Source organism: Bradyrhizobium sp. SZCCHNRI20481 (assembly GCF_032485055.1).
Taxonomy (GTDB): domain Bacteria; phylum Pseudomonadota; class Alphaproteobacteria; order Rhizobiales; family Xanthobacteraceae; genus Bradyrhizobium.
Genome location: NZ_JAUEUE010000004.1, coordinates 304054 through 329658 on the forward strand (window position 1 = coordinate 304054; position 25605 = coordinate 329658).

Sequence of the window (25605 nt, forward strand, 5' to 3'; positions counted from 1 at the left end):
CGGTCGGCAAGCTAGCCGCCCACGGATTGCAGCTCAACCGCGCGGGCCGGACTATCCCCGCTCGCGTCAACGGCCAGCGGCGTGCCCCGGCCACAGGCCGCAGTGGTCATGAACGCAGCGAGCGCATCGCGTTCGGCAGCGGGAAGCGTCAGACCCAGCTTGGTCCGCCGCCACAGCACGTCGTCGGGAAACCGCGCCCATTCGCGCGCCATGAGGTAGCGGACCTCCGCCTCGGTCAGCTGCGGCCCGAACGCCTGCCCGAGATCGGCCCGGCATCTCGCCTCGCCAAGAATGTCCGCCAGCCGGGTGCCGTAGGCGCCGAGCAGCCGCCGGGCCTCGGCTTCGCTGAGAAAGCGCCAGCGCTCCCGTGCGTCATCGACGAGATCCTCGAAACGGTCCCACGCGAAATCGCCACCCGGAAGCGGCGCTCTCGCAGTCCAGCGTGGCGACATTGGATAAAAGCGCGCGAGGCGGGAGACCGCCTGCTCGGCCCGGTGCCGGGCTGTCGTGACGTCGCCGCCGCACATGGTCAGGAGCGGCGCCTTGGCGCGGCCAGCATCGAGGCTCACGACCGTTTCCAGCCGCCCGCTGTCGGCGGCGCGCAGCACCATCATGTTGGCGCCGGCCACGCTCCGGACCACGTCCGCAGGCTGGATGTCCGAGCGGAAATAGCGATTCGCCGCCTTGCAGAGATAGGCCACGTCTGCCGCCGGCACCGCCACCACGGCTGGGTCGCCCTTGAAGCCGTGGACCACCGTGCCGATCAGGGTGAAATCCTGCTCGTAGGGCTGGGCAAAGATCAGCCGTCCATCCGAATTCTGAAACACGTAGACCGCTTCGACATCGAACAGCCGCGGCACGATGATCTGGCTGACCTGCCGCGCGGTGACCCGCGGCGGCGGCTGACGCAGCACGGTCTCCGCCGTCGAGACGCTCCACGCGCCGGTGGCGTTGGCGAGCGCGCGGGAGGTGACGATGCGGCGATGGCCGCGGTCGATGATGGCGAGACGCCATATATGGTCGCGGTCGGCCCGCACGCAGCGGGCGCCGGTGCGGATCGACGCGCCGCGCTCGGCAGCATCCATCGCGGTCAGGACCACCAGGCGGGAATCGTCGACCACGCAATCGGAATAGTCGAATGCCGTCCCGATCGGACGCTTCAGGGCATCTCCGATCGGATGATGCGTGACGTCGAGCGCCGACGCTGCCGGCAGCCGGTTGCGCGCAGCGAGGCGGTCGTAGAGCCAGAGTCCTGCGCGCAGTTGCCATGGCGGCCGCTCATTGGCGTGAGCTGGAATAGCAAAGCGGATCGGTCGGACCAGATGCGGCGCGACCGTGAGCCAGACGTCGCGCTCGGCGAGCGCGCGGCGCACGCGCAGAAAGCTGCGGCGCTCCAGCGCTGCGAGATCCCCATGCACCAGCCGCGACGTGGCCGACGAGGCGCCGCCGCCGAGATCGCCCTGCTCGACAAGGAGCACGCGCAGACCGCGGCCAGCCGCATCACGCGCCAGGCTGACGCCGTTCAGACCTCCGCCGATGATCGCAAGATCGTAGTCCGCCATACGCAAGGTCTTCGAGCGTGCCAGGACGAACGATCGTAGACCGGCGGAGATGATTCTCGTAGCGGCTTAGCTGTCATGCGCGCGGATAAATTCGCGCTGTTGCGCAACGGCCTCTGACCACGAGTGCCCGGTCAGCCGGTCTTGCGAACGGACGCGTCGTCGTCGTCGTGAGCGCGACCGACGATGCCGTCGTATTTGTCGATCGGCAGGGGCTTGCCGAGCAGATAGCCCTGAACCGAGTCGCAGCCCTGCTCGGCGAGGAAGCCGAGCTGCTCGGGCGTCTCGACGCCTTCCGCCACGATCGACATGTTCATGCCGTGACCCAGACCGATGACCGCACGAATGATCGCCGCCGATTGCGGGTTGCGGCCGATATTCATGACGAAGGCGCGGTCGATCTTGATCTTGTCGAACGGGAAGGCCTGCAGGTAGCTCAGCGACGAGTAGCCGCTGCCGAAATCGTCCATCGAGACGCGAACGCCGAGCGCCTTCAGCCGGCGCAGCAGCGCGACACCACGATCGAAATCCTCGATCAGCACACCCTCGGTGATTTCGAGCTCGAGCCTGCCGGGCGCGAGCCCCGTCTCGAGCAGGATCGAATGGACCAGTGCGACAAGGTCGCCATGAACGAACTGGGCCGGAGACAGGTTGACCGCGACCTGCAGCGGCTTCGGCCACGACGCCGCCTCGCGGCAGGCCTCGCGCAGGATCCACTCGCCCATCTCGACGATGAGGCCGCTCTCTTCCGCGAGCGGAATAAAGTCGCTCGGCGGCACGAAGCCGCGGACCGGGTGCTGCCAGCGCGCCAGCGCCTCGAAGCCGATGATCTCGCTGGCGTCGACCGTGCGGCCGGAGGCGGCCTGCGGCTGGAAGTACAGCGAAAGTTCGCCATGCTTGATCGCGACAGACAGCTCCTGATGCAGAACGCGGCGGTCGCGGATCTGCTGATCCATTTCAGGCTCGTAGAAGGTGATGCTGCCGCGCGATTTGGCCTTGGCGCGGAACAGAGCGGCACCCGCATTGGCGAGCAGCGACGCCGGATCCGAACCATTGTGCGGGAACACCGAGATGCCCGTGGTCAGCGCTGTGCGAATCGACTTGCCGTCGATCTGGAAGTCCACCGCGATCGCCGCCGCCAACTGCTCGGCCAGCGCCCTGCCCATCTCCGGTTGCTTGCCGTCGATGATCAGCCCGAACTCATCGCCGGAGAGACGCGCGACCACCCCGCCCCGGGCAACGGCATGGACGCGGCGGGCGACCTCGATCAACAGCTTGTCGCCGATGGCGTGGCCGAAGACGTCGTTGACGTCCTTCAGGCCCTTGAGATCGACGTTCAGGACCGCGAACTCCTCATCCGTGTCCGCGCAGGCCTCGATCATCTGGCTCAAGGCCTGCAGGAACGCGGCGCGGTTAGGCAGATCGGTCAGGCCGTCGTGATAGGCCATGTGCGCCATCCGCGATTCGGTCTGGCGCCGGTCGGTGACGTCCTCATAGGTCTTGATCAGATATTGCGGCTCGCCGGTCTCGCCCAGCACGGTTGCCCGTCGGGTCAGGAACAGCCGCAGACCGTCTTTGGTCGAGATCGGATGTTCCTCGGTCAGAAGGCTGCGCTTCTTGATAGCGGCTTCGTCGCGCGCCATGATCAGTCTGGCCTCGCGCGGATTGAAAATGTCGGCGGCGGTCAGGCCCGTGGCATCCTCGCGCTTGCGGTTGAGGATGATCTCGGCGCTGCGGTTGGCGAGCAGATAGCGGCCGTCGCTGACGCTCTCGACGATGAGCGAGACCGGAATGTTGTCGACGACCAGCTCCAGGAACTTCTTGCTGTTCTCCAGCTCGCGGCTCAGCGATCGCCGCTCCGTGGCATCGTCGAACAGCGCGATGAGGAACTGCGGCTCGTTCTTGTCGTTGCGTGCAACGACCCGATGGGCTTCGAGGATGCGCTTGTCGTTGCCGCGTTGAACGACCAGCTCGCTGCAATAGGTGGTGCCGGGCGCCAGCATCGCTTCGCGGTCGGCAGCCGCGATGTCGGCCGCGGTCGCGTCGCCGAAGAGATCGCTCGGGCGCCGTCCGATGATCTGATCCCGCGGCATCCGAGAGAACTGCTCGAATGCTCGGTTGGCGAAGATGTAGCGGCCGTCGTCGATGTTCTTGGCGGCGACGCAGACGGGAACCTGATCGACCACCGATTCCAGGAACTGCTTGGTCGAGGCGAGCTCGCGCTCCAGCCGGCGCTGCACCGTGCAGTCTTCGTGGATGCCGATCGATCCGCCGGTCGGAAGACGGAATATCTGGGCTCGCACCACACGTCCGCCGGGCAGCTCGGTCAGGCACCCGTCCGGCTCCCGCGCCTGGCGCGCATAGTCTTCGACCGTCAGATTGAGCAGGCCGCGCTGCCGCCGCAACTCGACCAGATCCCGGCCGGTGCAACCGGGCGGAATGTCGGCCCGGCTCATGCCGTAGATTTCGAGGAAGCGATGGTTGTAGAAGACGACGCGGTTGGCGGCGTCCGTCAGCATCAATCCCTGGCTCAGATTGTTGAGCGCGGAGCTGATGAAAACATTACGCCGCAGTTGTGCCCGCTTGGCGCGCCGCAAGGCCGAATGGATCCAGATCACGACCGAGGCGAGGAAGGCGCAGACGACGACCCCGGCGATCAACACTTCCCAGAGCACGTCCGGCTCGATGGTGCCCAGGTAGCCGGAGGGCGAGAAATCGGACGACGCAGCCCAGGCGCGCGTCGGCGCAGCCGCCCACGCTGCCATGGCGGCCATCGAGGCCGCAACGACGCACGCAGAAAACGCGTTTCGGTCGCTCGCCTGCCAATTCTTGCCAGCCATCAATCACCCGCGGTATTCGGCGACAGTATCTGGCTTCACCTATTGGGATCGGGTAAACGGGTTCGGCAAACTTCGAAAAAGACGAAGCAAATTTGGTCAATGGCCTCCCTATGATGAACGGTTTGCTAACGGCGTGCGCACTCGGGACCGAGGCTCCACCCATCAGGGGTTGCAGCAAACCATGACTTCCCCGAATCGTCTCAGGACCGTGCATGGATAGAGTGGATTGCGTCGTCGTGGGCGCCGGCGTCGTCGGACTTGCCGTCGCACAACAGCTGGCCCGCGCCGGACGCGAGGTCATCGTTCTCGAGGCGGCCGAGGGCATCGGCACCGTCACTTCGTCTCGCAACAGCGAAGTGATCCACGCCGGCATCTACTACAAGGCCGGGAGCCTGATGGCCCGCTTCTGCGTGGCCGGCAAGCGCATGCTTTACCGCTATTGCGACGAGCATGGCGTGCCCTACCGCAATTGCGGCAAACTGATCGTTGCAACCAATCCGGCCGAGACCGAGAAGCTGCAGGGCATCCGCGCGCACGCCGAAGCCAACGGCGTCGAAGGAATGCGGCTGCTGTCTGGATCCGAAGCGCTGGCGCTGGAGCCGGCCCTGGCCTGCGAGGCGGCCCTGCTGTCGCCGTCGACCGGCATCCTCGACAGTCATGCCTTCATGCTGTCGCTGCGCGGCGAGATCGAGGACGCCGGCGGCGCCTTCGCCTTCCACACGCCGCTGCTGCGGGCCAAGGCAGCCGGAGAATCGATCGAGGTCGACGCGGGCGGCGCGCAGCCGATGACGCTGACCTGCCGGCTGCTGGTGAACGCTGCCGGCCTCGACGCGCCCGCGGTGGCCCGGCGGATCGACGGCATGCCGTCGCCGCTGGTGCCGACGACCTATCTCGCCAAGGGCAACTATTTCAGCTGCAGCGCCCGGGCACCGTTCAGCCGGCTCATCTACCCGGTGCCGGAACCGGGCGGGCTCGGCGTTCACCTCACGCTCGACATGGCAGGCCAGGCCAGATTCGGCCCCGACGTCGAGTGGATCGACCGCATCGACTACACGGTCGATCCGGCGCGCGCCGAGCGCTTCTACCCGGCGATCCGCAAATACTGGCCGTCGCTGCCGGATGGGGCGCTGATGCCGAGCTATTCCGGCATCAGGCCGAAGATCGTACCGCCGGCCGTGGCGTCGCAGGATTTCGTCATTCAGGGCCCGCGCGATCACGGCGTGCCCGGACTCATCAATCTGTTCGGAATCGAATCGCCTGGATTGACGTCATCGCTCGCGATCGCGGCTCACGTCGGCGATCTCGCCTCGAGCTGAAGACCCTCGATATCGCGATGAACAGCCTGTCGCGATAGACACGCTGGGAGACAACGCAGGCAGATGCGTTCTGCGTCGTCGCGTATCGAAACTAAGTCGTGTATCGCAACTAATTCGATTGAAGTTGCGTCTGGGATGGACTCGTCGCCATCCCAGGCGCACGGTCTTGCGATCAGATGATACGGCGGATGATGGTCACATGTCAGTGAAGTGTTTCGCTGGTTACCTGTCTCAAGCGCTCGATCTCATCCTTCACCATCAGTTTGCGTCGCTTCAGTTCGGCAATTCGCAGGTCGTCCGTCGATGGATGCAGGAGAGCTTGATGCAATTCGTTTTCAAGAACTTTATGCTTACGCTCCAGTTCAACGAGATGCGCCTGAATAGCCATTCGAAACCTCCTCGGTAGGTGAACCTGAGATTCGACCAGGGCTAATGAGTGTACACTAGTCGCTTGACCTGTCGATGGGGCCAAAAGACCGCACATGCAAATTTGAGCGCCGTGTGTAACGAAGCGTGAGCTGATCCGGGCGAATCTAACGCCGGCGCCAACCTGAAATTCACGGGACAGCTGCACGGATCTTGAGGGGTGCGACTTGCTTATCAGCTTCGCAGGCGCAATATTTGCGCCCGCCTTCGCAAGGCTTTCCACTTCCTTCCGCTTTTTTGCTATCATAGATCATGGCTGACCAAGACGAGCGCGAACTGCAGGCCGAACTCGCGCGCCTGCAGCAGGAGCACCGCGACCTCGACGCGGCGATCGACGCTTTGCATCAATCGCCCGCCCCCGATTTGTTGCGGCTGCAACGACTGAAGAAGCGGAAGCTTCTGCTACGCGATCGGATCGCCTTCATCGAAGACCAGATCACGCCCGACATCATCGCCTGAGGCGAAGCGTCAGCACGGCTGACCGTATGCACCCAGGCAAGACAGCGATGCAGGATTTGCCGAAGCGCCTTGACAAAAGGAACAAAAAGGGAACAATTAGGCCATCCCTCGTAGTCCCCGGACAACAACAAGGATGGTTGTGATGCCCGCCTCCTTCTCCCCACAGGATCGCCTCTACGAACAGGCATGTGACCAAGCCATCGCGATGTGCGACGGCAATCTGCGCTCCACGATCAAGGCGCTGATCATGGCGAACGAGTATCTCGAGCTGGAGCTGCAGGAGCTGCGGGCCGCGATCTCCTGCGGCTGCATGCCCAACACCGCCTCGGACGCCGCGCAGAGCGATGCGGCCTGAGCCCGACGGCCTTTGAGGCTCTCCAGGCGATGACCCATGCACTCGCTCGGAGCTTCGGCGAGAGGTCAGGAGGAGCGTGCAATGCCCGATATCACCTACTACGTCGCGATGCCGTTCAGGCGGGACGAGGGTGGCATGCTGGTCGCGGGAACGGCTGAGGAATGCCAGAGCTCGTCGGCCGCGCTGCGTCGCGCGGAGGCCATGTCGCGCTTATCAGACAATATCGGCGCCATTGCCTTCAGCCGCAGCGGCGATCCATTGAAGGGGGAATTCAGCGACGCCCGGCTGCTGCACAAGTTCGGCGAGTTGCCTGACGATCTCGGCGAGCTGTGAGCGCCGTGTTCCGCCAGCTCGGTCATCGGCGCGGATGGCCGGTGAGCGTCACCGCTTGTCGCCCGGCAGGGTCGTTCGTTACGCGGGGCTCTCGTACCTTCGCTGGGCCTTGCGCATGTACATCGCGCGGTCGGCTTCCTCTAGCGCACGTACTGGGTTGACGCGCTTGTCGAGAAGGGCAACCCCGGCCGACGCGCCGGCACGCACGGTCTGATCGCCGAAGGTGAAGGTCAGGCTGTCGATGGCCTGCTCCAGCTCCGCCGCCTTGGCATGCGCCTCCGTCGCGCTGAGGTGCCAGAGCAGCACGCCGAACTCGTCGCCGCCGAGCCGACCGATCACGTCGGAGGATCGGACCCGCTCGCCGAGGACACGCGCAACCGCCTTCAGGACCTCGTCACCGGCCGCATGGCCGAAGGTGTCATTGATGGGTTTCAACCGATCGACGTCGAGCACGACCAGGGCACCGGTCGCATCGTAGCGCTTGATGAACGCGATGGAGCGATGGAGCTCGCGGGCGAAGCCGCGACGATTGAAGATGTCGAGCAGGAAATCGCGCTCGGCGGAGGCCGTGAGCTCGGCGATCCGCGCCTGCGCTGCCCTCAGCTCGGCCTTCAGGCGTCGGATCGTCTGCCGCGTGCCCGCCGATGCGGAACCAGGTTCAGGTGAGCGCGCGCCCCGAAGAACCCTATGACGGTACCGGGTTCTTCGCTTCCCGGCCCGCCACGCGGCCGCCATGCGCTTCTTTTTCATCGGACACCTGCCGCGCCGTCGTTTGGGCTTGCCGGGCTTAACCAAGACAGGATAGTCCATTCGGGCCTCCATGCCATGGCTTGCCGCTGTCGGGACCGATCCTATACTCCGGCCCATGCTGATGGATTCCCGAGAAGATTTGAGGTTATGACCGCCCCGATCGCCATTATCATGGGAAGCCAGACGGACTGGGATACCATGCGCCATGCCGCCGACACACTCGGAGCGTTGGGCGTGAGCTACGACGCCCGTATCATCTCGGCGCACCGCACCCCGGACCGACTGTATGCCTTTGCCAAGGGCGCCAAGGCGGCCGGCTACAAGGTCGTCATCGCCGGCGCAGGCGGCGCCGCCCATCTGCCGGGCATGACGGCCTCGCTGACAGAGCTGCCCGTGTTCGGCGTTCCCGTCGAGTCGAAGGCGCTGTCGGGGGTCGATTCGCTGTATTCCATCGTCCAGATGCCGGCCGGAATTCCGGTGGGAACGCTCGCCATCGGCAAATCCGGCGCCATTAACGCAGCGCTGCTGGCGGCGAGCGTGCTCGCTCTCTCCGATCCCGCACTCGCCGGCCGTCTGTCGGCCTGGCGCCAGGCGCAGACCAATGCGATCGCCGAACGTCCGGAGGGCACGGCGTGACCGACTCCAATCGGGTGAAGCTCAAGCCCGGCGACACCATCGGTATTCTCGGCGGCGGCCAGCTCGGCCGCATGCTGGCGCTTGCTGCGGCGCGGCTCGGGCTGCGCTGCCAGGTGTTCTCGCCGGACCCGGACTCCCCCGCCTTCGACGTGGTGCTGAACGCAACCTGCGCCGAATATGCCGACGTCGAGGCGCTCGAACTGTTCGCCAATGACGTCGACGTCGTCACCTACGAGTTCGAAAACGTCCCCTCGGCCGCGGCCATGGTGCTGGCGGCGAGGCGCCCGGTGCTGCCGCGCCGCTCGGCGCTCGAGACGACCCAGGATCGCCTCACCGAGAAGGATTTCGTCACCTCGCTGGGCATCAGCACCGCGACCTATGCCGACGTGTCCTCGGTCGCCACCTTGCGCGAAGCCGCGTTCCGGATCGGCTTGCCGGCCGTGCTGAAGACGCGTCGGTTCGGCTATGACGGCAAGGGCCAGATCAAGATCCGGCCGGGTGACGATCTCGAGCGGATCTGGGCCGAACTCGGCACCAAGTCGGCGATCCTTGAGGCGTTCGTTCCGTTCGAGCGCGAGATCTCGGTCGTGGCGGCCCGAGCGGCCGATGGACAGGTCGAGTGCTTCGACGTCACCGAGAACGAGCATCGCGATCACATCCTGAAGGTGTCGCGGGCGCCGGCGCGCATCCCGGATGCGCTCGCCGACGAGGCCAGGGACATTGCGAGCCGGATCGCCACCGCCCTCGATTACGTCGGGGTGCTGGCCGTGGAGATGTTCGTGGTATCGGATGGTCCCACTCCAAGCGTCCTGGTCAACGAGATTGCCCCGCGGGTGCATAATTCCGGCCACTGGACCCTCGATGGCGCCTCGATTTCCCAGTTCGAACAGCACATTCGGGCGATCGCCGGTTGGCCGCTCGGCAAGCCGCTGCGCCACGGCCACGTCACGATGACGAACCTGATCGGGAACGAGATCGACAGCTACGAGCAGTGGCTCACGGTTCCCGGCGCGACCGTGCACCTCTACGGCAAGGGCGCCGCTCGTCCGGGCCGCAAAATGGGGCATGTGACCCAGGTCTCGCCACTGCCGCCGAGGCAGGGCTGAAATAAACCTCTCCGGCGAGGTTAAACTTGCGGTCAAGAGCCCGTCAGCGGGTGGACAGCGACGGTGTCCTCTGATACACGGGCGCGCTCAAGGTTAAGGGCGCGGGCATTTGCCAGCCCTGGCTTCACCAGATTTCAAACCGATAGACTGAGAAAGAGGATGCCGCGTGCAGGTTCTCGTTCGCGATAACAATGTCGATCAAGCCCTCAAGGCGCTCAAGAAGAAGATGCAGCGTGAGGGCATTTTCCGCGAGATGAAGCTTCGCGGCCATTACGAGAAGCCGTCCGAGAAGAAAGCCCGCGAGAAGGCCGAAGCCGTGCGCCGTGCGCGCAAGCTGGCCCGCAAGAAGTTGCAGCGTGAAGGCCTGCTGCCGATGAAGCCGAAGCCGGTGTTCGGCGCTGGCCCCGGCGGTGACCGTGGTGCTGGTCGTGGTCCGGGCGCAGGTGCCCGTCCCGGCGCGCCGCGCTGATCTGGCCACTTCAATCTGACGTCGTCTGAAGCGCGGGCCTTTGGCTCGCGTTTTTGTTTTGGGCGCTCCTTTTTGATTTTGCGCCTCTGGCCATCCGGCGACCGGATTGAATCCGGGTTGCTGCGCCCGCCCCTCGCATCGCTGCAGAGCTCGCCACTCCAAAGAAAAAGCGGCAGACCGGCCAAGCCCACCGCCTCGATCACGTCCGCGAACGATTCGACCGGCTATTTCGGCAGCACTGAGTGGAACACCGATTTCGCCGCCGACATCATGTCCTGCGCCACGCTGGACATCTGGTCCTTGATCGATGGATCAGTCTTGTCGGCGCGCAGGTCGAGCGGACGCAACTGCTGGACAGGGATCTCCGCCGGCGGGGTCGGGCGCCCGTCCGGCTGCAATGATCCCGTGTAGGTCGGGCTCGAGGCCGACGGCAAGGCAAAGCCCTGCTCGGCCGGTGGCGCAGAGACCGTCACGGGAGGCGGCAGCGGACGGACCGGCGACACCTGTGGCGCGACGGTCGCGATGCGCGGGGTCTCGCCAGCGCCCCGGGCTGCATCGCTCGACGGCTTCTCGGCAGCCGTCTTGCCGGCACCTTCGCTCGCGCGCAACCGCTCGATCGCCGCGCGGGCGAGATCAGCAGCATCCCGGCGATCGTCCTGCTGGGCCGCCGGGGCCTCGGCCGGAGTACCGCGCGCAATCAGCTTTTCCCGCGGCGACCCGGGATGGCGCGCGGCCTGCACATCGGTCGGGAGGCTCGCTGTTTCGGTCGGCTTCACTTCGACGGCCTTCTCCGCAGCCTTGTCGGCGAGCGACTTCTCCGAGACCCCCTTGGCCTTGATGCCAGGAGCGGGAATGCTGGAGACCTCCGTCGACGTTTCCGCCGGCTTGGCGTCGGACTTGGGATCGGCCTTCGCTTCCAGCTTGGCGGGGTCGGTCCCCTTGCCCGTGGATTTCGGAGCGTCGCTCTTTGAGCCGGTGAGCTTGGCGTAGGCAGCCGACGCCACCGCCGCCACGGTCGATGGCGGCGAGTCGGGCTTGGTATTGATGTAGTGGTTGACGATGTAGGCCCCGATGATGGTGGCAACCACCGACGGGACGATCTCCATGGCGAACTTTGTGAGATATTTCAGCATGCTGACCACTCCCGCGCGGTATTTGCGGGAACTTTGAGGCACAATTAAGGGACCATCCCAGTACCTTCCGGAGCCCGCAACCTGCGATCCCTGCAGGCGCAACCGCCGAAAAGTCGTTCTCCTGAAGCCCTTTGAGACCGAAGCCGTGCTGCAATCCAAGATCGTATGGGCGCTGCCAACTGCTTCCGGATCGCCGGCTCAAGATACCACAATCAGCGGCATCCCGGTAAACAAATGGTTACGGCTTCAATTCAACCTCGAGGAAAACGATCTCGGAACCGGTCTCGTTCAGCACATCGTGTTCGACACCGGCTTTGCGGAAATAGGATTTGCCGACCGCGAGCTGCGCCTTCGAGCGCTCGCCGGACGGCGCCACGATCGTCATCTCGCCCGCGGTGACCGGCACGATGACATAATCCATCTCATGGATATGGCGCCCCGTCGCACTGCCGGGCAATAGCCGCCACTCCGTGACGCGGACTTCGGGCGTATCGACCTGGAGGTCGGACTGGGCGCTGAGCATGGGAGATCTCTTGAATCAGGGGACGAAGAGCAGGAACAGGAATATCGCGAACACCACCATGTGCACCAGCCCGAACAGGATGTTCGTCCGTCCCGTGCCGAAGGTCAGCATGCTTAGGACGAAGGTCAGGACCAGCAGCACTATTCCCTGCGGGTCCAGCCCGAGGACGAGCTGCTTGTCGAGCACATGGGCGGCGACCGCCACTGCCGGGATGGTCAGCCCTATGGTGGCGAGCGAGGAGCCAAGCGCGAGATTGATGCTCTTCTGAAGGTCGTTGGCGCGGGCGGCCGAGAGGGCGGCGATACTCTCCGGCAGCAGGATCAACAGCGCCACGAGCACGCCTGCGACCGCCTGCGGCGCACCCGTTGCGGCAACGCCGGCGTCGACCACCAGCGAGAACTTCTTGGCAAGCAGGACCACAGCGAGCAGTGCGACCAGCAGCAGCCCGACACTGAGCAACAGCTTCGCACGCGGCAGCCGGACATCGTCATCGGCGAACCCAGCCGAGCCGCCGACGAAATAATCCCGATGGCGGGTGGTCTGCGTATACAGGAACACCGCGTAGAGCAGGATCGTCACGACGCTGACGAAGGCGATCTGCACGGCAGAATACACCGGACCAGGCGACGTCAAGGTATAATTCGGCAGCACCAGTGTGATGGTTGCCATCGTGAACAGTACGCTGAGATACAGATTGGCACCGGAGACCAGCACGTCCTGCTCGCGATAGCGCAGGCCGCCGATGAAGATGCAGATGCCGGCCAGGCCGTTGCACACGATCATGACGACCGCGAACACGGTGTCGCGGGCCAGCGCGGGCGCAGCCTTGTCGCCGAGCATGATGGTGGCGATCAGCGCCACCTCGATCACCGTCACCGCCAGGGTCAGGAGCAGCGTGCCGAACGGCTCGCCGATCTCATGCGCGATCACCTCGGCATGGTGCACGGCCGCGAACACCGTGCCGAACAGGATCACCAGCAGCACCGCGGCGAAGACCACGCCGGCGGCCGAAGGCGTGAAGTCATAATGCGTCGCCGTGACGATCGCGACGAGCGCGACCGCCAGGCCGGGAAAGATCACCGATGATGCGGGCGTTGCGCCCTTCACGCTCATGATTCGCGTCCTTCGATCCGTTCTGTCCGACTATGCGCGACAGCGAGGCGATCGTCACGCGGTCCGGCCGTGACAGGGTCAACCAGGGCGGTCTCTGAAAGTGCCGTCGATCAGGTCAATGCGGGCTGAGCAGCGGATGGATCGGAAGCACGGTCAGCAGCACGAACAGCGGAATGAGGACGGCACCTGCCCGCAGCATGTAGCCGAAGAAACTCGGCATCTTGATGCCGCGCTCATTGGCGATCGCTGCGACCATGAAGTTCGGCGCGTTTCCAATGTAGGTCAGCGCACCCATGTAGACGGCGCCCATCGAGATCGCCGCCAGCGTGCCCGAGAGTTCGCCCATCAGCACCTTGGGATCGCCGCCCGCCAATTCGAAGAACAAGAGATAGGTCGGGGCATTGTCGAGGAAGGCCGACATCAGCCCCGTGAACCAGAAATAGGCGACCTCTCTCGGCGCGCCGGCGGGTGTCGTCACGGCATCCAAGAGCCAGCCGAACGAGCCACTGCGCCCCGCGTTCAGCATGGCGATGACCGGGACGATCGCGGTGAAGATCGCCGCGAACAGCTTGGCGACCTCTCGGATCGGCTCCCAGTTGAACCCGTTCGCCTCGCGGTGCTCGTCCGGCGTGAGCCAGAGCGACAGGCCGGCGATCGCCACGAGGATGGCATCGCGCACGAGGTTCTGAAGCTCGACATGCGTGCCGAAGACGTCGAAGGAGATGCCTGGCTTCCAGGTCGCCGAGAGCAGCGTATTGGCAACGATCGCGGCGATCAGAACGATATTGATGAGGCCGCGAATGCGCACCGGCTCCTTCGCTACGAACGCTTGCGACGCAAGCTTCTCCGCTCGGAAGCGCCACCAGTCGATAGCGGCAAAGACGATGAGCAGCAATCCGGCGACGATCGCGGTCTGCAGCCAGAGGTGTTGCGTCGTCCAGAAGAAATCGACGCCGCGCAGAAAGCCGACGAACAGCGGCGGATCGCCCAGAGGGCTGAGCGCGCCACCGACATTGGCAGCCAGGATGATGAAGAAGACCAGCACGTGCACGTTGTGCGGCCGCGTCAGATTGGCGCGGATCAGCGGACGCACCAGGATCATCGCGGCGCCCGTCGTGCCGACCACGCTCGCGATGATCGTGCCGAGAGCCAGGATGGCCGTATTGGTCGCCGGCGTACCTCTGATGTCGCCGGTCACCAGGATGCCGCCGGCGACGGTGTAGAGCGCAAACAGCAGCACGATGAAGCTGAGATACTCCGCGAGCAGCGCGTGGATGAAGGACGCGAGCGAGACCGCCAGTCCCGCCTGCCAGGTCAGCGCCGCCAGCGTCACCACGGCCCATGCCAAGGCGATCTTGCCGTAATGGTGATGCCAGAGGCGGGCAAACAGCAGCGGGCCGAGCGCGATCGATAGCAGCAATCCCGCAAACGGCAGCGCGAACGGCCAGGTCATCGCAGCGCCATCGAGGCCGGCGGCGGCATACGCGGGGATCGGCAGACCTGCGACGATCGCGACTACAAGCAGAGCTGGCCACCGACCGAGGACATTACGGGCTGTCGATGAAACTCTTGGCCGTACCTGTCGCACCATAGAAATCCAGATCATTATGTCCGCCGTCGGGAAACCGTACGAAGCGCTTGGGGTCATGCGCAAGCGCGAACAATCGTTCCCCGAAGCGGATCGGAATCCCCGGATCTTTGGCGCCATGCATGATCAGCAGCGGCACATGCACCTTGGCGATGCGCTGATCGGATTGGAAGCGGTCGCGCATCAGCAGGCTGACGGGAACCACTTTGAGCATGTCGGAGGCGACGTCGACCGTGGACGTATAGGGCGCCTCCAGGATCAGCCTGGCGATGGGACGCTCAGCGGCGATCGCGGCGGCCACGCCGCTGCCCAGTGAAAAGCCCCAAGCCACGATGCGCTCCGCCGCGTAGCGCTCGCGCGTGAAGGCATAGGCGGCTGCGGCATCCTGAAGCAGCCCCTGCTCACTGGGGTTGCCGCTCGAGCCTGCATAACCGCGATAGGACAGCGCGACGAGGCCGGTCCCGTCGGAGGTCAGCGCCTTGAAGCGCGAGACCACGCCGGCGAGGAAGTCGCCATTGCCTGGGAAATACAGCACGACCTTGCGGCCGGGCTGCGCCGGCACATGCCAGGCGATGACCTTCTCGCCGTCGGCCGAGGTCAGCACGTGCTCTTCAGCCTGCGGAAATCCGGCCGCGTCCGGCGCGGTGCGACCGACCGGCGGGATCGGAAATAGCATCGCGCGCTGGCGCATGAACAGCACAGCAAGCACGGTGGCGTAGATCGCCACCACGACAATCAGGAGCCATTTCAGGACCGCCATGGCTCCCAATAATGCCAGCTACATGCCCTTGACGATGTTCTCGGTCATCTTCTTGGCGTCGCCGAGCAGCATCATCGTGTTGTCGCGGTAGAACAGCGGATTGTCGATGCCGGCATAGCCCGAGGCGAGCGAGCGCTTGATGAACATCACGGTGCCGGCCTTCCAGACCTGCAGCACCGGCATGCCGTAGATCGGCGAGGACTTGTCCTCCTCAGCCGCCGGGTTGGTGACGTCGTTGGCGCCGATCACGAAGGCGACGTCGGCCTGGGCGAATTCCGAGTTGATGTCCTCGAGCTCGAACACCTCGTCATAGGGGACGTTGGCTTCGGCGAGCAGCACGTTCATGTGGCCGGGCATCCGGCCCGCGACCGGATGAATGGCGTACTTCACCTCGACGCCTTCCTTCTTCAGCGTGTCGGCCATCTCGCGCAGCGCGTGCTGGGCCTGGGCCACCGCCATGCCGTAGCCGGGCACGATGATCACCTTCGAGGCGTTCTTCATGATGAAGGCCGCGTCGTCAGCCGAGCCGAGCTTGGCCGGCTTCTGCTCACCGGTACCACCGCCGGCCGCTGCGGTCTCGCCGCCGAAGCCGCCGAGGATGACCGAGATGAAGGACCGGTTCATCGCGTGGCACATGATGTAGGACAGGATCGCACCGGACGAGCCGACCAGCGCGCCGGTGATGATCAAGGCCGAATTGCCGAGCGTGAAGCCGATACCCGCCGCGGCCCAGCCCGAATAGGAGTTCAGCATCGAGATCACGACCGGCATGTCGGCGCCGCCGATCGGGATGATCATGAGCACGCCGAGCGCCAGCGCCAGCAGCGTCACCATCAGGAAGTCGAACCCGCCGCCCGTCATCACCAGACGGACCACGAAGAAGACGAGCGCAACGGCGAGCGCAATGTTGATGATGTGGCGCGCCGGCAGGATGATGGGCGCGCCGCTCATCCGTGCCGAGAGCTTCAGGAAGGCGATGACCGAGCCGGTGAAGGTCAGCGCGCCGATGGCGACGCCGAGCGACATTTCGACCAGGCTCTGCGGATGGATGTTGCCGGGCGTGCCGATGTCGAAGGCTTCCGGCGCGAAGAACGCGCCGGCGGCGACCAGCACCGCGGCCATGCCGACCAGCGAGTGGAACGCCGCCACGAGCTCGGGCATCGACGTCATCGGCACCCGGCGCGCGATCACCGCGCCGATGCCGCCGCCGATCGCAACGCCGAGGACCACGAGGATCCAGGCGATCGCATCTGCCGGGGGATGCCCGGCCAGCGTGGTGGCGACCGCAATCGCCATGCCGGCCATGCCGAAGAAATTGCCTTGCCGGCTGGAGGCCGGACTCGACAGCCCGCGAAGAGACAGGATGAACAGCACACCTGCCACGAGATAAAGGAGTGCCGACAGATTGGCGTTCATTGCAGATGCCCCGTTGTGCCTGTCATCCCGCGTCGTGCGGCGTTGTTACTTGGACTTCTTCTTGTACATCGCCAGCATGCGCTGGGTGACGAGGAAGCCGCCGAAGATGTTCACGCAGGCGAAGATCAGCGCGATGAAGCCGAACGCCCGCGCCAGACCGCTGCCGCTCGACAGCATGGGAACGCCGACCGCCAGCAGCGCGCCGACCACGATCACCGAGGAGATCGCATTGGTCACCGACATCAGCGGCGTGTGCAGGGCCGGCGTCACCGACCACACCACGAAGTAGCCGACGAACACCGCCAGCACGAAGATCGACAGCCGGAAGACGAAGGGGTCGACGGCTTGGACGACATGTTCCATGGCTCTGCTCCTTAGGGCTTCGGCTGGAAGTTCGGGTGGACGATGGCGCCATCCTTTGTCAACGCCGTGGCCTTGACCAGTTCGTCGTCCCAGTTGACCGCCAGTGTCTTTTCCTTCTTGTCGATCATCGTCTCGATGAAGGAAAACAGGTTGCGGGCGTACAGACCGGAGGCGGAAGCTGCGACCCGGCCGGCGAGATTGGGGTAGCCGATGATCTTGACGCCGTCGATCTCGACGGTCTCGCCCAGCTTGACGCCCTCGACATTGCCGCCGCGCTCGACCGCGAGGTCGACCAGCACCGAGCCCGGGCGCATCGACTTCACCATCTCCATGGTGACGAGGCGCGGCGCCGGACGGCCGGGAATCAGCGCCGTGGTGATGATGACGTCCTGCTTCTTGATGTGTTCCGCCGTCAGCGCCGCCTGCTTGGCCTGGTACTCCTTGGACATCTCCTTGGCGTAGCCGCCGGCCGTCTGGGCGTTCTTGAACTCCTCGTCCTCGACCGCCAGGAACTTGGCGCCGAGGCTCTCCACCTGCTCCTTGGTGGCCGGCCGCACGTCGGTCGCAGAGACCATGGCGCCGAGCCGGCGCGCGGTCGCGATCGCCTGCAGGCCGGCGACGCCGACGCCCATCACGAACACCTTGGTCGCCGGCACGGTGCCGGCCGCGGTCATCATCATCGGGAAGGCGCGGCCGAAGGCCCCGGCGCCCTCGATCACGGCGCGGTAGCCGGCAAGGTTGGCCTGGCTCGACAGCACGTCCATCACCTGGGCGCGGGTGATGCGCGGCATCAGCTCCATCGCGAAGGAGGCAATGCCGGCATCGGCCATGGCCTTGAGCGCCGCGTCATTGCCGTAAGGATCCATGATCGCGAACACCAAGGCGCCGCGCCGGTAGTTGGCGAGTTCGGAGGCTTCCGGCCGCTTCACCTTGATGATGATGTCGGCATCCTTGAGCGCGTCCGCGCTCACGGTTGCGCCCGCCGCCGTGAATTCCGAGTCCGGCAGGCCGGATTTGATGCCGGCGCCGGGCTCGACCGCGATCTCGGCACCCAACGCCTTGAACTTCTTCACCGTGTCGGGAGAGGCGGCAACCCGCGGCTCCAACGGGTCGATTTCCTTGGCGACGGCAATCTTCATGAGGCCTCCGGCGCGAATGCGCGCGCGAGCTTTAAGAGGGCGGGACGTCCATGGGCTACAGCATGACGCCAAGTTAGCACTTGGCTTCGGCAGTCAGCTGAAGGCCCGCCGGCGGGGATGCCGGCGGGCCGAGAGCGACATTAAGCGAGGAAAATAGCCATCAAGATGACGATGAGAGCGACGCTGATCGTGCCGTACTTCACCAGCTTGATGAAGCCCTCGTAGGTGGCCTCATGCGCCACATAGTCGTTGCCGTCAGCCGTCGAGTAGGCGATCTCGCCATGGTTTGCCATCGGGGTCCCCCAGAGAAATATGCTTTGTTAAGGTCGCATACCCCAAAGCCGATGCAAGGGCAACGGCTGGCATGCAAGGCAGTTTTATCGCGTTTTCCGATCGCCCTATTGGCGAGGCCAATTGTCACGGATCCAGCGCGTCAGGCTGGCCTCGCTGACCTCGCCGGCAGCGAGGGCGAGGATCATGGCGGTGGCCTGAGCCGGCTCGGGCGCGAACGCGATTTCGTTTCTCCGCAGAAACGTCATCATCGCCATGAAGGCGATCCGCCTATTGCCGTCTACGAAAGCGTGGTTCTTGGCCAGTCCGAATGCATAGGCTGCGGCAAGCTCGGGAAGCGTCGCCTGCTCATAGCTCCATTTGTTAATGGGCCGCTCCAGGGCCGAGCGGAGCATGCCCTCGTCGCGCGGCCCGGGCGCGCCGCCGAAGCGGCGCAACTGTCGGGCGTGGATCGCGACGGCCTGCTCGTAGGTGATCCAAAACGGCCCCTGCTGCTCGCTCATTTGGCGAGCGCGGCCAGGGTGTCGCGATACTCATCCATGATCTCGTCCGCGATCTCCATCGTCCGCTCGAAATCCGGATCATAGGGCAACGCCTGGAAGCCGCCGCCGGGCAATTCGACGATGTGCAGTTGCTGACCGCGTTTGAGATCGAGCCGCTGCATCAGTTCGCGCGGCAACAGCAGGCCGTCGGAATTGCCGATCTTCTTGATTTCGATCTTCATAGCAGGCCGCTCCGAAAAAGAGGCGCGTTATACAAATGTATAACGCGCCTCTTCAATCCGTTCAACAAATGTTTTACGCCCCTACCCCATCGCCTCCAGCTCGTCGATCATGCCGGCGATGACTGAGAGACCGCCGTCCCAGAATTTGGGGTCCTTGGCGTCCAGGCCGAACGGCTTGAGCAGTTCGGAATAATGTTTGGTGCCGCCGGCCGCGAGCATCGCCAGATAGCGCTCGGCAAACCCCTCGGCGGCGTGCTCGTAGACCGCATAGAGCGAGTTCACGAGGCAGTCGCCGAACGCATAGGCGTAGACGTAGAACGGCGAATGGATGAAGTGCGGGATGTACATCCAGAAGTTTTCGTAGCCCGGCTTGATCTCGATCGCCTCGCCGAGACTCTCGGTCTGCACCGAGAGCCAGAGCTGCCCGAGCCGCTCGGCGGTCAGCTCGCCGTTCTTGCGCTCGGTATGCACCGCGCGCTCGAACGAATAGAACGCGATCTGCCGCACCACGGTGTTGATCATGTCCTCGACCTTGCCGGCGAGCAGCGCCTGACGCTGCCTGGCGTCCTTGGTCTCGGATAGCAGCCGCTTGAACGTCAGCATCTCGCCGAACACGCTCGCGGTCTCCGCCAAGGTCAGCGGCGTCGGCGCCATCAGCGCGCCTTGCCTCGCCGCCAGCACCTGGTGCACGCCGTGGCCGAGCTCATGCGCGAGCGTCATGACGTCACGCGGCTTGCCCTGATAGTTCATCAGCACATAGGGATGCGCCGACGGCGTGGTCGGATGCGAGAACGCTCCCGGCGCCTTGCCGGGCCGCACCGGCGCATCGATCCAGCTCTGGTCGAAGAAGCGCTGCGCGATGTCGGCCATCTCCGGCGAGAAGCCGCGATAGGCCGTCAGCACCATGCTCTTGGCCTCCGGCCACGCAATGGTGGCATTGGCGGCGAAGGGCAGCGGCGCATTGCGGTCCCAATGCGCCAGCTTCTTCTTTTTGAACCAGCGCGCCTTGAGCTGGTAGTAGCGATGCGACAGCTTCGGATAGGCCGCGCGCACCGAGGCCACCAGTGCATCGACCACCTCGCGCTCGACGCGATTGTTCAAGTGGCGGGAGTCGGCGACATCCTGGAAACCGCGCCAGCGGTCCGAGATGTCCTTGTCCTTGGCGAGCGTGTTGGTGATCAGCGCGAAGGTGCGCTCATTGGCCTTGAAGGTTTTTGCCAGCGCCTCGGCGGCCGCCTTGCGCTTGGCGCCGTCACGGTCCTGCAGGAAATTCAGCGTCGGCTCGATCGCGAGCTCCTTACCTCCGACCTGAAACCGCAGGCCAGCGATGGTCTGGTCGAACAACCTGTTCCAGGCCGAGTATCCGGTCTGCGACTTTTCGTGGAACAGCTGCTCGACGCGGTCCTCGAGCTGATACGGCTTGTCCTTGCGCAGGTCCTCGATCCACGGCCGGTAATGGCCGAGCGCGGGCGTCTCCATCGCGCGCTCGATCACGGCGTCGTCGATGCGGTTGAGCTCGAGCGGGAAGAACAGCAGATGCGTCGACGCCGCCGTCAGCCGCTCCGAGATGTCGCCGTAGAATTTGGAGATCGCCGGATCGACGCTGTCGCCGGCATGCGCAAGACCGGCGAACGAACCGAGCCGCCCGGCGAGATCGTCGATCGCCTCGTAGCGCCGCACGGCTTCTGCGAGCCATTCGCCGCCATCCTCGCGCGCGACATGCTCGGCGAGCTTGCCCTTGTAGTCGGTCTCAAACGCGACGCATTCGGAATCCATCTTCGCGAGATCGTGAGCGATCTCCGGCGCGTCGATGCCCATATAAAGATCGCCGAGATTCCATTCGGGCAGCGTCCCGATCCCCGTCTTGGCCGCGACCACCTTCTTCGCCGGCTTTGCAGACGATTTGGCCGTCGCGCCACGCTTGGCCTTGGCGACTGCCTGCTTCGACGGAGTCTTGACGACGGACTTCTTGGCCGGTTTGGCCTTGGCAGTCTTTGACGCGGTTTTGGGCGGAGGAGCAGCTTTGGTCGGCTTGCGAAGGGCAGAAGAAGCGCGCGAGGTCATCGGATGGGTAACCTGTTGTTCGAACGTGTATCCCGATCAGCGAGGTTTAAGGTTGCGTTAATCGGCGTCGGCGAGAGTGCCCCGATTCGAGACAGATAGTCGTAGCGTGCAAGGAAAGCCATGGCTGCCAGCATTTTGATTGCCGATGATGATCCGGTCCAGCGCCGGCTGGTGGAGAACATGGTGCAGAAATGCGGCTACGAGGCGGTCGTCGTCGAGACCGGCGATGCCGTCGTCGAGAAGCTGACGAATCCTGATGCCGGCCCCATCGACGCCATCGTGCTCGATCTCGTGATGCCCGGCCTCGACGGCATGGGTGTCCTCTCCAAGATGCGCGAGATGGGGATCTCGATACCCGTGATCGTGCAGACCGCGCATGGCGGCATCGACAACGTCGTCTCCGCAATGCGCGCCGGCGCGCAGGACTTCGTCGTCAAGCCGGTCGGCATCGAGCGGCTCCAGGTCTCGTTGCGTAATGCGCTCAATACCTCGGCCTTGAAGGGCGAGTTGCAGCGCATCCGGCACAGTCGCGAAGGGCGCCTGACCTTCGCCGACATCATCACCCGCGCGGAGGCGATGGCGCCGATCCTGCGCATCGCCGAGAAGGCCGCGGCCTCGTCGATCCCGGTGCTGATCGAAGGCGAATCAGGCGTCGGCAAGGAGCTGTTCGCCCGCGCCATCCACGGCACCAGCGAGCGCAAGACGAAACCGTTCGTTGCCGTCAATTGCGGCGCGATCCCGGACAATCTGGTGGAATCGATCCTGTTCGGTCACGAGAAGGGCGCATTCACCGGCGCGACCGAGCGTCACATGGGCAAGTTCGTCGAAGCCCATGGCGGCACGCTGTTCCTCGATGAGGTCTCGGAGCTGCCGCTTACCGCCCAGGTCAAGCTGCTGCGCGCCCTGCAGGAGGGCGCCGTGGAAGCCGTCGGCGGCCGCAAGCCGGTCAAGGTCGACGTCCGCATCATCTCGGCGACCAATCGCAGGCTGCTCGACCGCGTCAAGGAAGGCCACTTCCGCGAGGATCTGTTCTACCGGCTGCATGTGCTGCCGCTCACCGTTCCGCCGCTGCGCACCCGCCGCGAGGACATCCCGCATTTGTTGCGGCATTTCCTCGCGCGGTTCGCGGCCGAGGAGAACCGCGCCATTTCGGGCATCACCGGTGAGGCCGTCGCCTATCTGACCAAGCTCGACTGGCCCGGCAACATCCGCCAGTTGGAAAACGCGGTCTACCGCGCCGTCGTCATGGGCGAGAGTGACCAGCTCGGCGTGGCCGATTTTCCACTGATTCCCACCCACGCACCGCCGGTGGAGCCTGCGCCGGCCCTCACCGTGGAGCGGCCTGTTCCGGCGCTGCCTGCGATGGTGCCGGGAAGTGAAGTCCCCATTGCCCCCCTGCCCTCGCACGGGTTCCTGCCGCTGCTCACCGCAAGCGGCGAGGTGCGGCCGCTCGAGGAGATGGAGCATGAGATCATCCGCTTCGCCATCGCCCATTACCGCGGCCAGATGTCGGAGGTGGCGCGCCGCCTCAAAATCGGACGCTCGACGCTCTACCGCAAGCTCGACGAAGCCAATGACGAGACCCCCACGACGGAAAGCCCGCCGCTCGGCTGAGCCGCTCGGATCCGCACCATGGTTGCGCTTGGCTGTCGTCCGAAAAAGGCCGCAAGTCTTGGCAACACTGGAACATCTGAACCGTTGCCTTGCGGTGACAGACAAAGGAAATAACGCGTGGCACAAACGCACGATCGGTTTGGCCGGGGTTTCCCAAGAGTCAGTTTGTCGTGAGTTGTCCCGTGTGGCGCTGGCCGCAGAAATGGGGCTTGAGTATCGTTTGGGCGTGAATCATTGCGTGCAGATGTGAACCATCCTCACAGGCGGTACCCGCGCCGAAGCTGGCGGATCGACCTTGTTACCCCTGTTCCAGCCGGGACAGATCATCCGAGGGATTGATGATGCGAGATTGTGTGACCACCCGTGGCGGATATGACCGCGTGCTCATGGCTGTCGCGGCGACCTTCCTCGCGGTGTCCTCGACCTCTGCTTTCGCCCAGAGCGGTCCGCCCCGCAACAGCGCGGCCGAGCTCGCCATCGATGCGGCGATCCCGTTCCCCGAGCCGGCCAACGTGCCGCCGCCGACCGCCAGTGACTTCAAACTCGACACCACCGCCACCGTGTCGCCCGACCAGGCCAAGTCGCCCGAGACGACGACCAAGCCGCTCGACTCTGCCGCGGCGCCTGCGGCCGATCCCGCCAAAACCGTCGCCACGCCGCCGGCAGCGGCCCCTGCGACCGCGACGGTCCCAGACCCGGTCAAGGCCGCCAGCACCGTTCCCGCCGCCGACCAGCCCGTTGCCGACCGTCTGCGCGACCTGATGGCGAGCAAGGCGACAAGGTATTTCGACCGCAAGGCCGAACGCGCCGCCGTCGAGAAATTCTACACCGGCCGCGACTACGCGCCGATCTGGACCCAGGGCGGCAATCTGACAGCCGCCGCGAAGGGCGTCATCGCCCGTCTCAGGGATGCAGCAGCCGATGGCCTCAATCCCGGCGACTATCCGGTGCCGGATTTCGCAGCCGCAGCCTCCGCACCGGACGCGCTGGCGGAGGCGGATCTCAGACTCACCGAGAGCATGATGGACTACGCGCGCCAGGCGCAGAGCGGCCGCATGCACTGGTCGCAGGTCTCAGCGGATATCCAATATCCCGAGCATCCGGTCGATCCGAACGAGGTGCTGGCCAACGTCACCGGCGCAAAGGATGCCTCCGCGGCGCTGGAGAGCTACAACCCGCCGCACAAGCTCTACAAGCTGCTGAAGGCCAAGCTCGCCGAGCTGCGCGGCGTCAGCGACGGCGCGCCCGTTATCATCGACGACGGCCAGCCGCTGAAATACGCCCCTGCCCGCGGCAAGAATGCGCCGGAGGCCGAGGCGCAGATGTCCGACCCGCGCGTGCCCAAGCTGCGCGCCAAGCTCGGCATCACCGAGAACGCCGACGACATCCGCTATGACGCCAAGGTCGCCGCCGCCGTCCGCAAGTTCCAGGAAAGCGTCGACCTCAAGCCGACCGGGGTGCTCGACGACCGCACCGTGAAGGCGCTGAACACGCCCAAGCGCGACAAGCAGATCGATACGGTCCTCGTCAACATGGAGCGCTGGCGCTGGCTGCCGCGCGACCTCGGAGCGCCCGCGATCGGCGACGCTTATGTGATCCTCAACATTCCCGACTACACGCTGAAGGTGATGCAGCACGGCGCGCAGGTGTGGACCACCCGCGTGGTGACCGGCAAGCCGGGGCAGCATGCGACGCCGTTGCTCAGCGAGACGATGAAGTTCATCACGGTCAATCCGACCTGGAACGTGCCGCCGTCGATCATCTACAACGAGTATCTGCCGGCGTTGCAGCAGGATCCGACCGTGCTCGACCGCATGGGCCTGCGGCTGGAGCGCGCGCGCGACGGCTCGATCCACATCTCGCAGCCGCCGGGCGAGGCCAACGCGCTCGGCCGCATCCGCTTCAACTTCCCGAACAAGTTCCTGGTCTATCAGCACGACACGCCGGACAAGAACCTGTTCGCCCGTGACGAGCGCGCCTTCAGCCATGGCTGCATGCGCGTGCAGTATCCGGATCAGTACGCGTCGGTCCTGCTCAACATCACCATGCCGAACGAGCGCTACACGCCCGAGCGCATCCGCAGCATGTACGGCCGCAGCGAGATCGACCTGAAATTCCCGACGCCGATCCCGGTCAACATCACCTACCAGACCGCCTTCGTCGACGAAGCCGGCAAGCTGCAATTCCGCAAGGACATCTACGGCCGCGACGCGACCATGATCTCGATCCTGAAGAACAACCGCGGCAAGGATCTCGAGAACGTCGTCGCCCACGCCCAACCGAGCTACGCGCGTCCGAAGGGGCCGCTGCCGAACTCGGTCAACATCAGCGACAACAGCTTCTCCTCCGGCCCGAACTTCTTCGAGCGCCTGTTCGGCGGCGGTGGCCTGCCGACGCCGCCGGCGCCGGTCGGCCGCCCTGCCCGGCGGGTCTTCACCCGCTGATCAGGCCGCCGATCACGGTCAAAATTTCCATTTTGAGATCAAAGGCCTCGCCGATCGGCGGGGCCTTTGCTTTAGGTTAACCACAATGATCAACCAAGATTCGATGGCTCTTTTTCGCCACACTCAAGAGTATATGTTAAGGGTAATTGGGGGGCGGGTCGGTCAGTATCCCTTAACCATCCCG

The 25605-nt window shown here is 64.9% G+C and carries 25 protein-coding genes; 9 read left to right on the forward strand and 16 right to left on the reverse strand.

What is annotated here, in order from left to right; all coding sequences use genetic code 11:
- Nucleotides 1–11: 11 nt before the first annotated feature.
- Together QX132_RS08210 and QX132_RS08215 are read right to left on the reverse strand one after the other, a co-directional pair.
- Entirely contained in the window at nucleotides 12–1562 is a 1551-nt protein-coding gene (locus QX132_RS08210) for a glycerol-3-phosphate dehydrogenase (RefSeq protein ID WP_316160694.1), read from the reverse strand.
- A 131-nt stretch (nucleotides 1563–1693) separates the two neighbouring features.
- Nucleotides 1694–4399, reverse strand: coding sequence for an EAL domain-containing protein (locus QX132_RS08215; RefSeq protein ID WP_315779289.1), 2706 nt, complete (start codon nucleotides 4397–4399; stop codon nucleotides 1694–1696).
- A gap of 212 nt (nucleotides 4400–4611) precedes the next feature.
- Here QX132_RS08215 and QX132_RS08220 point away from each other — a divergent pair, with 212 nt between their 5' ends.
- Nucleotides 4612–5715 carry an NAD(P)/FAD-dependent oxidoreductase gene (locus QX132_RS08220; RefSeq protein WP_316160696.1) on the forward strand — a complete coding sequence of 368 codons (1104 nt, stop codon included), beginning with the start codon at nucleotides 4612–4614 and terminating at the stop codon, nucleotides 5713–5715.
- A gap of 202 nt (nucleotides 5716–5917) precedes the next feature.
- Here QX132_RS08220 and QX132_RS08225 read toward each other — a convergent pair whose 3' ends face one another.
- Nucleotides 5918–6103: a YdcH family protein gene (locus QX132_RS08225; RefSeq protein WP_315736346.1), complete on the reverse strand. Its 186-nt coding sequence runs from the start codon at nucleotides 6101–6103 to the stop codon at nucleotides 5918–5920.
- Between the two features lie 290 nt (nucleotides 6104–6393).
- On the opposite strand from QX132_RS08225, the gene QX132_RS08230 reads away from it, so the two are divergent.
- The 3 genes from QX132_RS08230 to QX132_RS08240 all read left to right on the forward strand — a co-directional run bounded on the left by QX132_RS08230 (nucleotide 6394) and on the right by QX132_RS08240 (nucleotide 7288).
- A complete protein-coding gene (locus tag QX132_RS08230; protein WP_009028242.1) occupies nucleotides 6394–6600 on the forward strand; it encodes a YdcH family protein in 207 nt (68 codons plus the stop codon).
- Between the two features lie 142 nt (nucleotides 6601–6742).
- Nucleotides 6743–6955, forward strand: a complete 213-nt coding sequence (locus QX132_RS08235) for a hypothetical protein (RefSeq protein WP_315736345.1) — start codon at nucleotides 6743–6745, stop codon at nucleotides 6953–6955.
- An 81-nt stretch (nucleotides 6956–7036) separates the two neighbouring features.
- The gene (locus tag QX132_RS08240; RefSeq protein WP_315736344.1) at nucleotides 7037–7288 is read left to right on the forward strand and encodes a hypothetical protein; all 252 of its coding nucleotides are present in this window, start codon (nucleotides 7037–7039) and stop codon (nucleotides 7286–7288) included.
- Between the two features lie 78 nt (nucleotides 7289–7366).
- On the opposite strand, the gene QX132_RS08245 is transcribed toward QX132_RS08240, so the two are convergent.
- A complete protein-coding gene (locus tag QX132_RS08245; protein ID WP_315756072.1) occupies nucleotides 7367–8098 on the reverse strand; it encodes a GGDEF domain-containing protein in 732 nt (243 codons plus the stop codon).
- An 87-nt stretch (nucleotides 8099–8185) separates the two neighbouring features.
- Between QX132_RS08245 and purE the strand changes: the two genes are divergently transcribed.
- The 3 genes from purE (at nucleotide 8186) to rpsU (ending at nucleotide 10249) form a co-directional block, all read left to right on the forward strand.
- Nucleotides 8186–8674 carry a 5-(carboxyamino)imidazole ribonucleotide mutase gene (gene purE / locus QX132_RS08250; protein WP_316160698.1) on the forward strand — a complete coding sequence of 163 codons (489 nt, stop codon included), beginning with the start codon at nucleotides 8186–8188 and terminating at the stop codon, nucleotides 8672–8674.
- A complete protein-coding gene (locus QX132_RS08255; protein WP_316160700.1) occupies nucleotides 8671–9780 on the forward strand; it encodes a 5-(carboxyamino)imidazole ribonucleotide synthase in 1110 nt (369 codons plus the stop codon). Before purE ends, QX132_RS08255 begins: the two co-directional genes overlap by 4 nt.
- 166 nt (nucleotides 9781–9946) lie before the next feature.
- The gene (gene rpsU / locus QX132_RS08260) at nucleotides 9947–10249 is read left to right on the forward strand and encodes a 30S ribosomal protein S21 (RefSeq protein WP_011924350.1); all 303 of its coding nucleotides are present in this window, start codon (nucleotides 9947–9949) and stop codon (nucleotides 10247–10249) included.
- A 224-nt stretch (nucleotides 10250–10473) separates the two neighbouring features.
- Here rpsU and QX132_RS08265 read toward each other — a convergent pair whose 3' ends face one another.
- The 12 genes from QX132_RS08265 to QX132_RS08320 all read right to left on the reverse strand — a co-directional run bounded on the left by QX132_RS08265 (nucleotide 10474) and on the right by QX132_RS08320 (nucleotide 21363).
- Nucleotides 10474–11382 (reverse strand): hypothetical protein, encoded by a 909-nt coding sequence (locus QX132_RS08265; protein WP_315736340.1) that lies wholly within the window; start codon nucleotides 11380–11382, stop codon nucleotides 10474–10476.
- Nucleotides 11383–11620: 238 nt separating this feature from the next.
- Nucleotides 11621–11905 carry a cupin domain-containing protein gene (locus QX132_RS08270; RefSeq protein ID WP_316160702.1) on the reverse strand — a complete coding sequence of 95 codons (285 nt, stop codon included), beginning with the start codon at nucleotides 11903–11905 and terminating at the stop codon, nucleotides 11621–11623.
- Between the two features lie 15 nt (nucleotides 11906–11920).
- The gene (locus tag QX132_RS08275; RefSeq protein WP_315756068.1) at nucleotides 11921–13018 is read right to left on the reverse strand and encodes an ionic transporter y4hA; all 1098 of its coding nucleotides are present in this window, start codon (nucleotides 13016–13018) and stop codon (nucleotides 11921–11923) included.
- A gap of 115 nt (nucleotides 13019–13133) precedes the next feature.
- Nucleotides 13134–14471: a sodium:proton antiporter gene (locus tag QX132_RS08280; protein ID WP_316160704.1), complete on the reverse strand. Its 1338-nt coding sequence runs from the start codon at nucleotides 14469–14471 to the stop codon at nucleotides 13134–13136.
- Nucleotides 14472–14565: 94 nt separating this feature from the next.
- On the reverse strand, nucleotides 14566–15366 hold the full coding sequence (locus QX132_RS08285) for an alpha/beta hydrolase (RefSeq protein ID WP_315736337.1): 801 nt from the start codon (nucleotides 15364–15366) through the stop codon (nucleotides 14566–14568).
- 18 nt (nucleotides 15367–15384) lie between these two features.
- Complete coding sequence (locus QX132_RS08290) at nucleotides 15385–16782, reverse strand: NAD(P)(+) transhydrogenase (Re/Si-specific) subunit beta (protein ID WP_315777751.1); 1398 nt, start codon at nucleotides 16780–16782, stop codon at nucleotides 15385–15387.
- A gap of 45 nt (nucleotides 16783–16827) precedes the next feature.
- The gene (locus QX132_RS08295) at nucleotides 16828–17145 is read right to left on the reverse strand and encodes a proton-translocating transhydrogenase family protein (protein WP_284420324.1); all 318 of its coding nucleotides are present in this window, start codon (nucleotides 17143–17145) and stop codon (nucleotides 16828–16830) included.
- 11 nt (nucleotides 17146–17156) lie between these two features.
- Complete coding sequence (locus QX132_RS08300; protein ID WP_315795778.1) at nucleotides 17157–18284, reverse strand: Re/Si-specific NAD(P)(+) transhydrogenase subunit alpha; 1128 nt, start codon at nucleotides 18282–18284, stop codon at nucleotides 17157–17159.
- A gap of 140 nt (nucleotides 18285–18424) precedes the next feature.
- Nucleotides 18425–18577, reverse strand: coding sequence for an aa3-type cytochrome c oxidase subunit IV (locus tag QX132_RS08305; RefSeq protein WP_315736334.1), 153 nt, complete (start codon nucleotides 18575–18577; stop codon nucleotides 18425–18427).
- 105 nt (nucleotides 18578–18682) lie between these two features.
- Nucleotides 18683–19078 (reverse strand): type II toxin-antitoxin system death-on-curing family toxin, encoded by a 396-nt coding sequence (locus QX132_RS08310; protein WP_316160707.1) that lies wholly within the window; start codon nucleotides 19076–19078, stop codon nucleotides 18683–18685.
- Nucleotides 19075–19299, reverse strand: a complete 225-nt coding sequence (locus QX132_RS08315; RefSeq protein WP_015664446.1) for a MazE family transcriptional regulator — start codon at nucleotides 19297–19299, stop codon at nucleotides 19075–19077. Before QX132_RS08315 ends, QX132_RS08310 begins: the two co-directional genes overlap by 4 nt.
- 81 nt (nucleotides 19300–19380) lie before the next feature.
- Complete coding sequence (locus QX132_RS08320) at nucleotides 19381–21363, reverse strand: M3 family oligoendopeptidase (protein ID WP_316160710.1); 1983 nt, start codon at nucleotides 21361–21363, stop codon at nucleotides 19381–19383.
- A 120-nt stretch (nucleotides 21364–21483) separates the two neighbouring features.
- Between QX132_RS08320 and QX132_RS08325 the strand changes: the two genes are divergently transcribed.
- Both QX132_RS08325 and QX132_RS08330 read left to right on the forward strand, forming a co-directional pair.
- Nucleotides 21484–22977: a sigma-54 dependent transcriptional regulator gene (locus tag QX132_RS08325; RefSeq protein WP_316160711.1), complete on the forward strand. Its 1494-nt coding sequence runs from the start codon at nucleotides 21484–21486 to the stop codon at nucleotides 22975–22977.
- Between the two features lie 386 nt (nucleotides 22978–23363).
- Nucleotides 23364–25421 (forward strand): murein L,D-transpeptidase, encoded by a 2058-nt coding sequence (locus QX132_RS08330; RefSeq protein ID WP_316160789.1) that lies wholly within the window; start codon nucleotides 23364–23366, stop codon nucleotides 25419–25421.
- Nucleotides 25422–25605: the final 184 nt, after the last annotated feature.

What these genes read in the sequence shown, in the direction of transcription:
- QX132_RS08210 (WP_316160694.1), bottom strand. Translation starts at nt 1,562, where the DNA reads ATGGCGGACTACGATCTTGCGATCATCGGCGGAGGTCTGAACGGCGTC.
- QX132_RS08215 (WP_315779289.1), bottom strand. Translation starts at nt 4,399, where the DNA reads ATGGCTGGCAAGAATTGGCAGGCGAGCGACCGAAACGCGTTTTCTGCG.
- QX132_RS08220 (WP_316160696.1), top strand. Translation starts at nt 4,612, where the DNA reads ATGGATAGAGTGGATTGCGTCGTCGTGGGCGCCGGCGTCGTCGGACTT.
- QX132_RS08225 (WP_315736346.1), bottom strand. Translation starts at nt 6,103, where the DNA reads ATGGCTATTCAGGCGCATCTCGTTGAACTGGAGCGTAAGCATAAAGTT.
- QX132_RS08230 (WP_009028242.1), top strand. Translation starts at nt 6,394, where the DNA reads ATGGCTGACCAAGACGAGCGCGAACTGCAGGCCGAACTCGCGCGCCTG.
- QX132_RS08235 (WP_315736345.1), top strand. Translation starts at nt 6,743, where the DNA reads ATGCCCGCCTCCTTCTCCCCACAGGATCGCCTCTACGAACAGGCATGT.
- QX132_RS08240 (WP_315736344.1), top strand. Translation starts at nt 7,037, where the DNA reads ATGCCCGATATCACCTACTACGTCGCGATGCCGTTCAGGCGGGACGAG.
- QX132_RS08245 (WP_315756072.1), bottom strand. Translation starts at nt 8,098, where the DNA reads ATGGACTATCCTGTCTTGGTTAAGCCCGGCAAGCCCAAACGACGGCGC.
- purE (WP_316160698.1), top strand. Translation starts at nt 8,186, where the DNA reads ATGACCGCCCCGATCGCCATTATCATGGGAAGCCAGACGGACTGGGAT.
- QX132_RS08265 (WP_315736340.1), bottom strand. Translation starts at nt 11,382, where the DNA reads ATGCTGAAATATCTCACAAAGTTCGCCATGGAGATCGTCCCGTCGGTG.
- QX132_RS08270 (WP_316160702.1), bottom strand. Translation starts at nt 11,905, where the DNA reads ATGCTCAGCGCCCAGTCCGACCTCCAGGTCGATACGCCCGAAGTCCGC.
- QX132_RS08275 (WP_315756068.1), bottom strand. Translation starts at nt 13,018, where the DNA reads ATGAGCGTGAAGGGCGCAACGCCCGCATCATCGGTGATCTTTCCCGGC.
- QX132_RS08280 (WP_316160704.1), bottom strand. Translation starts at nt 14,471, where the DNA reads ATGACCTGGCCGTTCGCGCTGCCGTTTGCGGGATTGCTGCTATCGATC.
- QX132_RS08285 (WP_315736337.1), bottom strand. Translation starts at nt 15,366, where the DNA reads ATGGCGGTCCTGAAATGGCTCCTGATTGTCGTGGTGGCGATCTACGCC.
- QX132_RS08290 (WP_315777751.1), bottom strand. Translation starts at nt 16,782, where the DNA reads ATGAACGCCAATCTGTCGGCACTCCTTTATCTCGTGGCAGGTGTGCTG.
- QX132_RS08295 (WP_284420324.1), bottom strand. Translation starts at nt 17,145, where the DNA reads ATGGAACATGTCGTCCAAGCCGTCGACCCCTTCGTCTTCCGGCTGTCG.
- QX132_RS08300 (WP_315795778.1), bottom strand. Translation starts at nt 18,284, where the DNA reads ATGAAGATTGCCGTCGCCAAGGAAATCGACCCGTTGGAGCCGCGGGTT.
- QX132_RS08305 (WP_315736334.1), bottom strand. Translation starts at nt 18,577, where the DNA reads ATGGCAAACCATGGCGAGATCGCCTACTCGACGGCTGACGGCAACGAC.
- QX132_RS08310 (WP_316160707.1), bottom strand. Translation starts at nt 19,078, where the DNA reads ATGAGCGAGCAGCAGGGGCCGTTTTGGATCACCTACGAGCAGGCCGTC.
- QX132_RS08315 (WP_015664446.1), bottom strand. Translation starts at nt 19,299, where the DNA reads ATGAAGATCGAAATCAAGAAGATCGGCAATTCCGACGGCCTGCTGTTG.
- QX132_RS08320 (WP_316160710.1), bottom strand. Translation starts at nt 21,363, where the DNA reads ATGACCTCGCGCGCTTCTTCTGCCCTTCGCAAGCCGACCAAAGCTGCT.
- QX132_RS08325 (WP_316160711.1), top strand. Translation starts at nt 21,484, where the DNA reads ATGGCTGCCAGCATTTTGATTGCCGATGATGATCCGGTCCAGCGCCGG.
- QX132_RS08330 (WP_316160789.1), top strand. Translation starts at nt 23,364, where the DNA reads ATGGCTGTCGCGGCGACCTTCCTCGCGGTGTCCTCGACCTCTGCTTTC.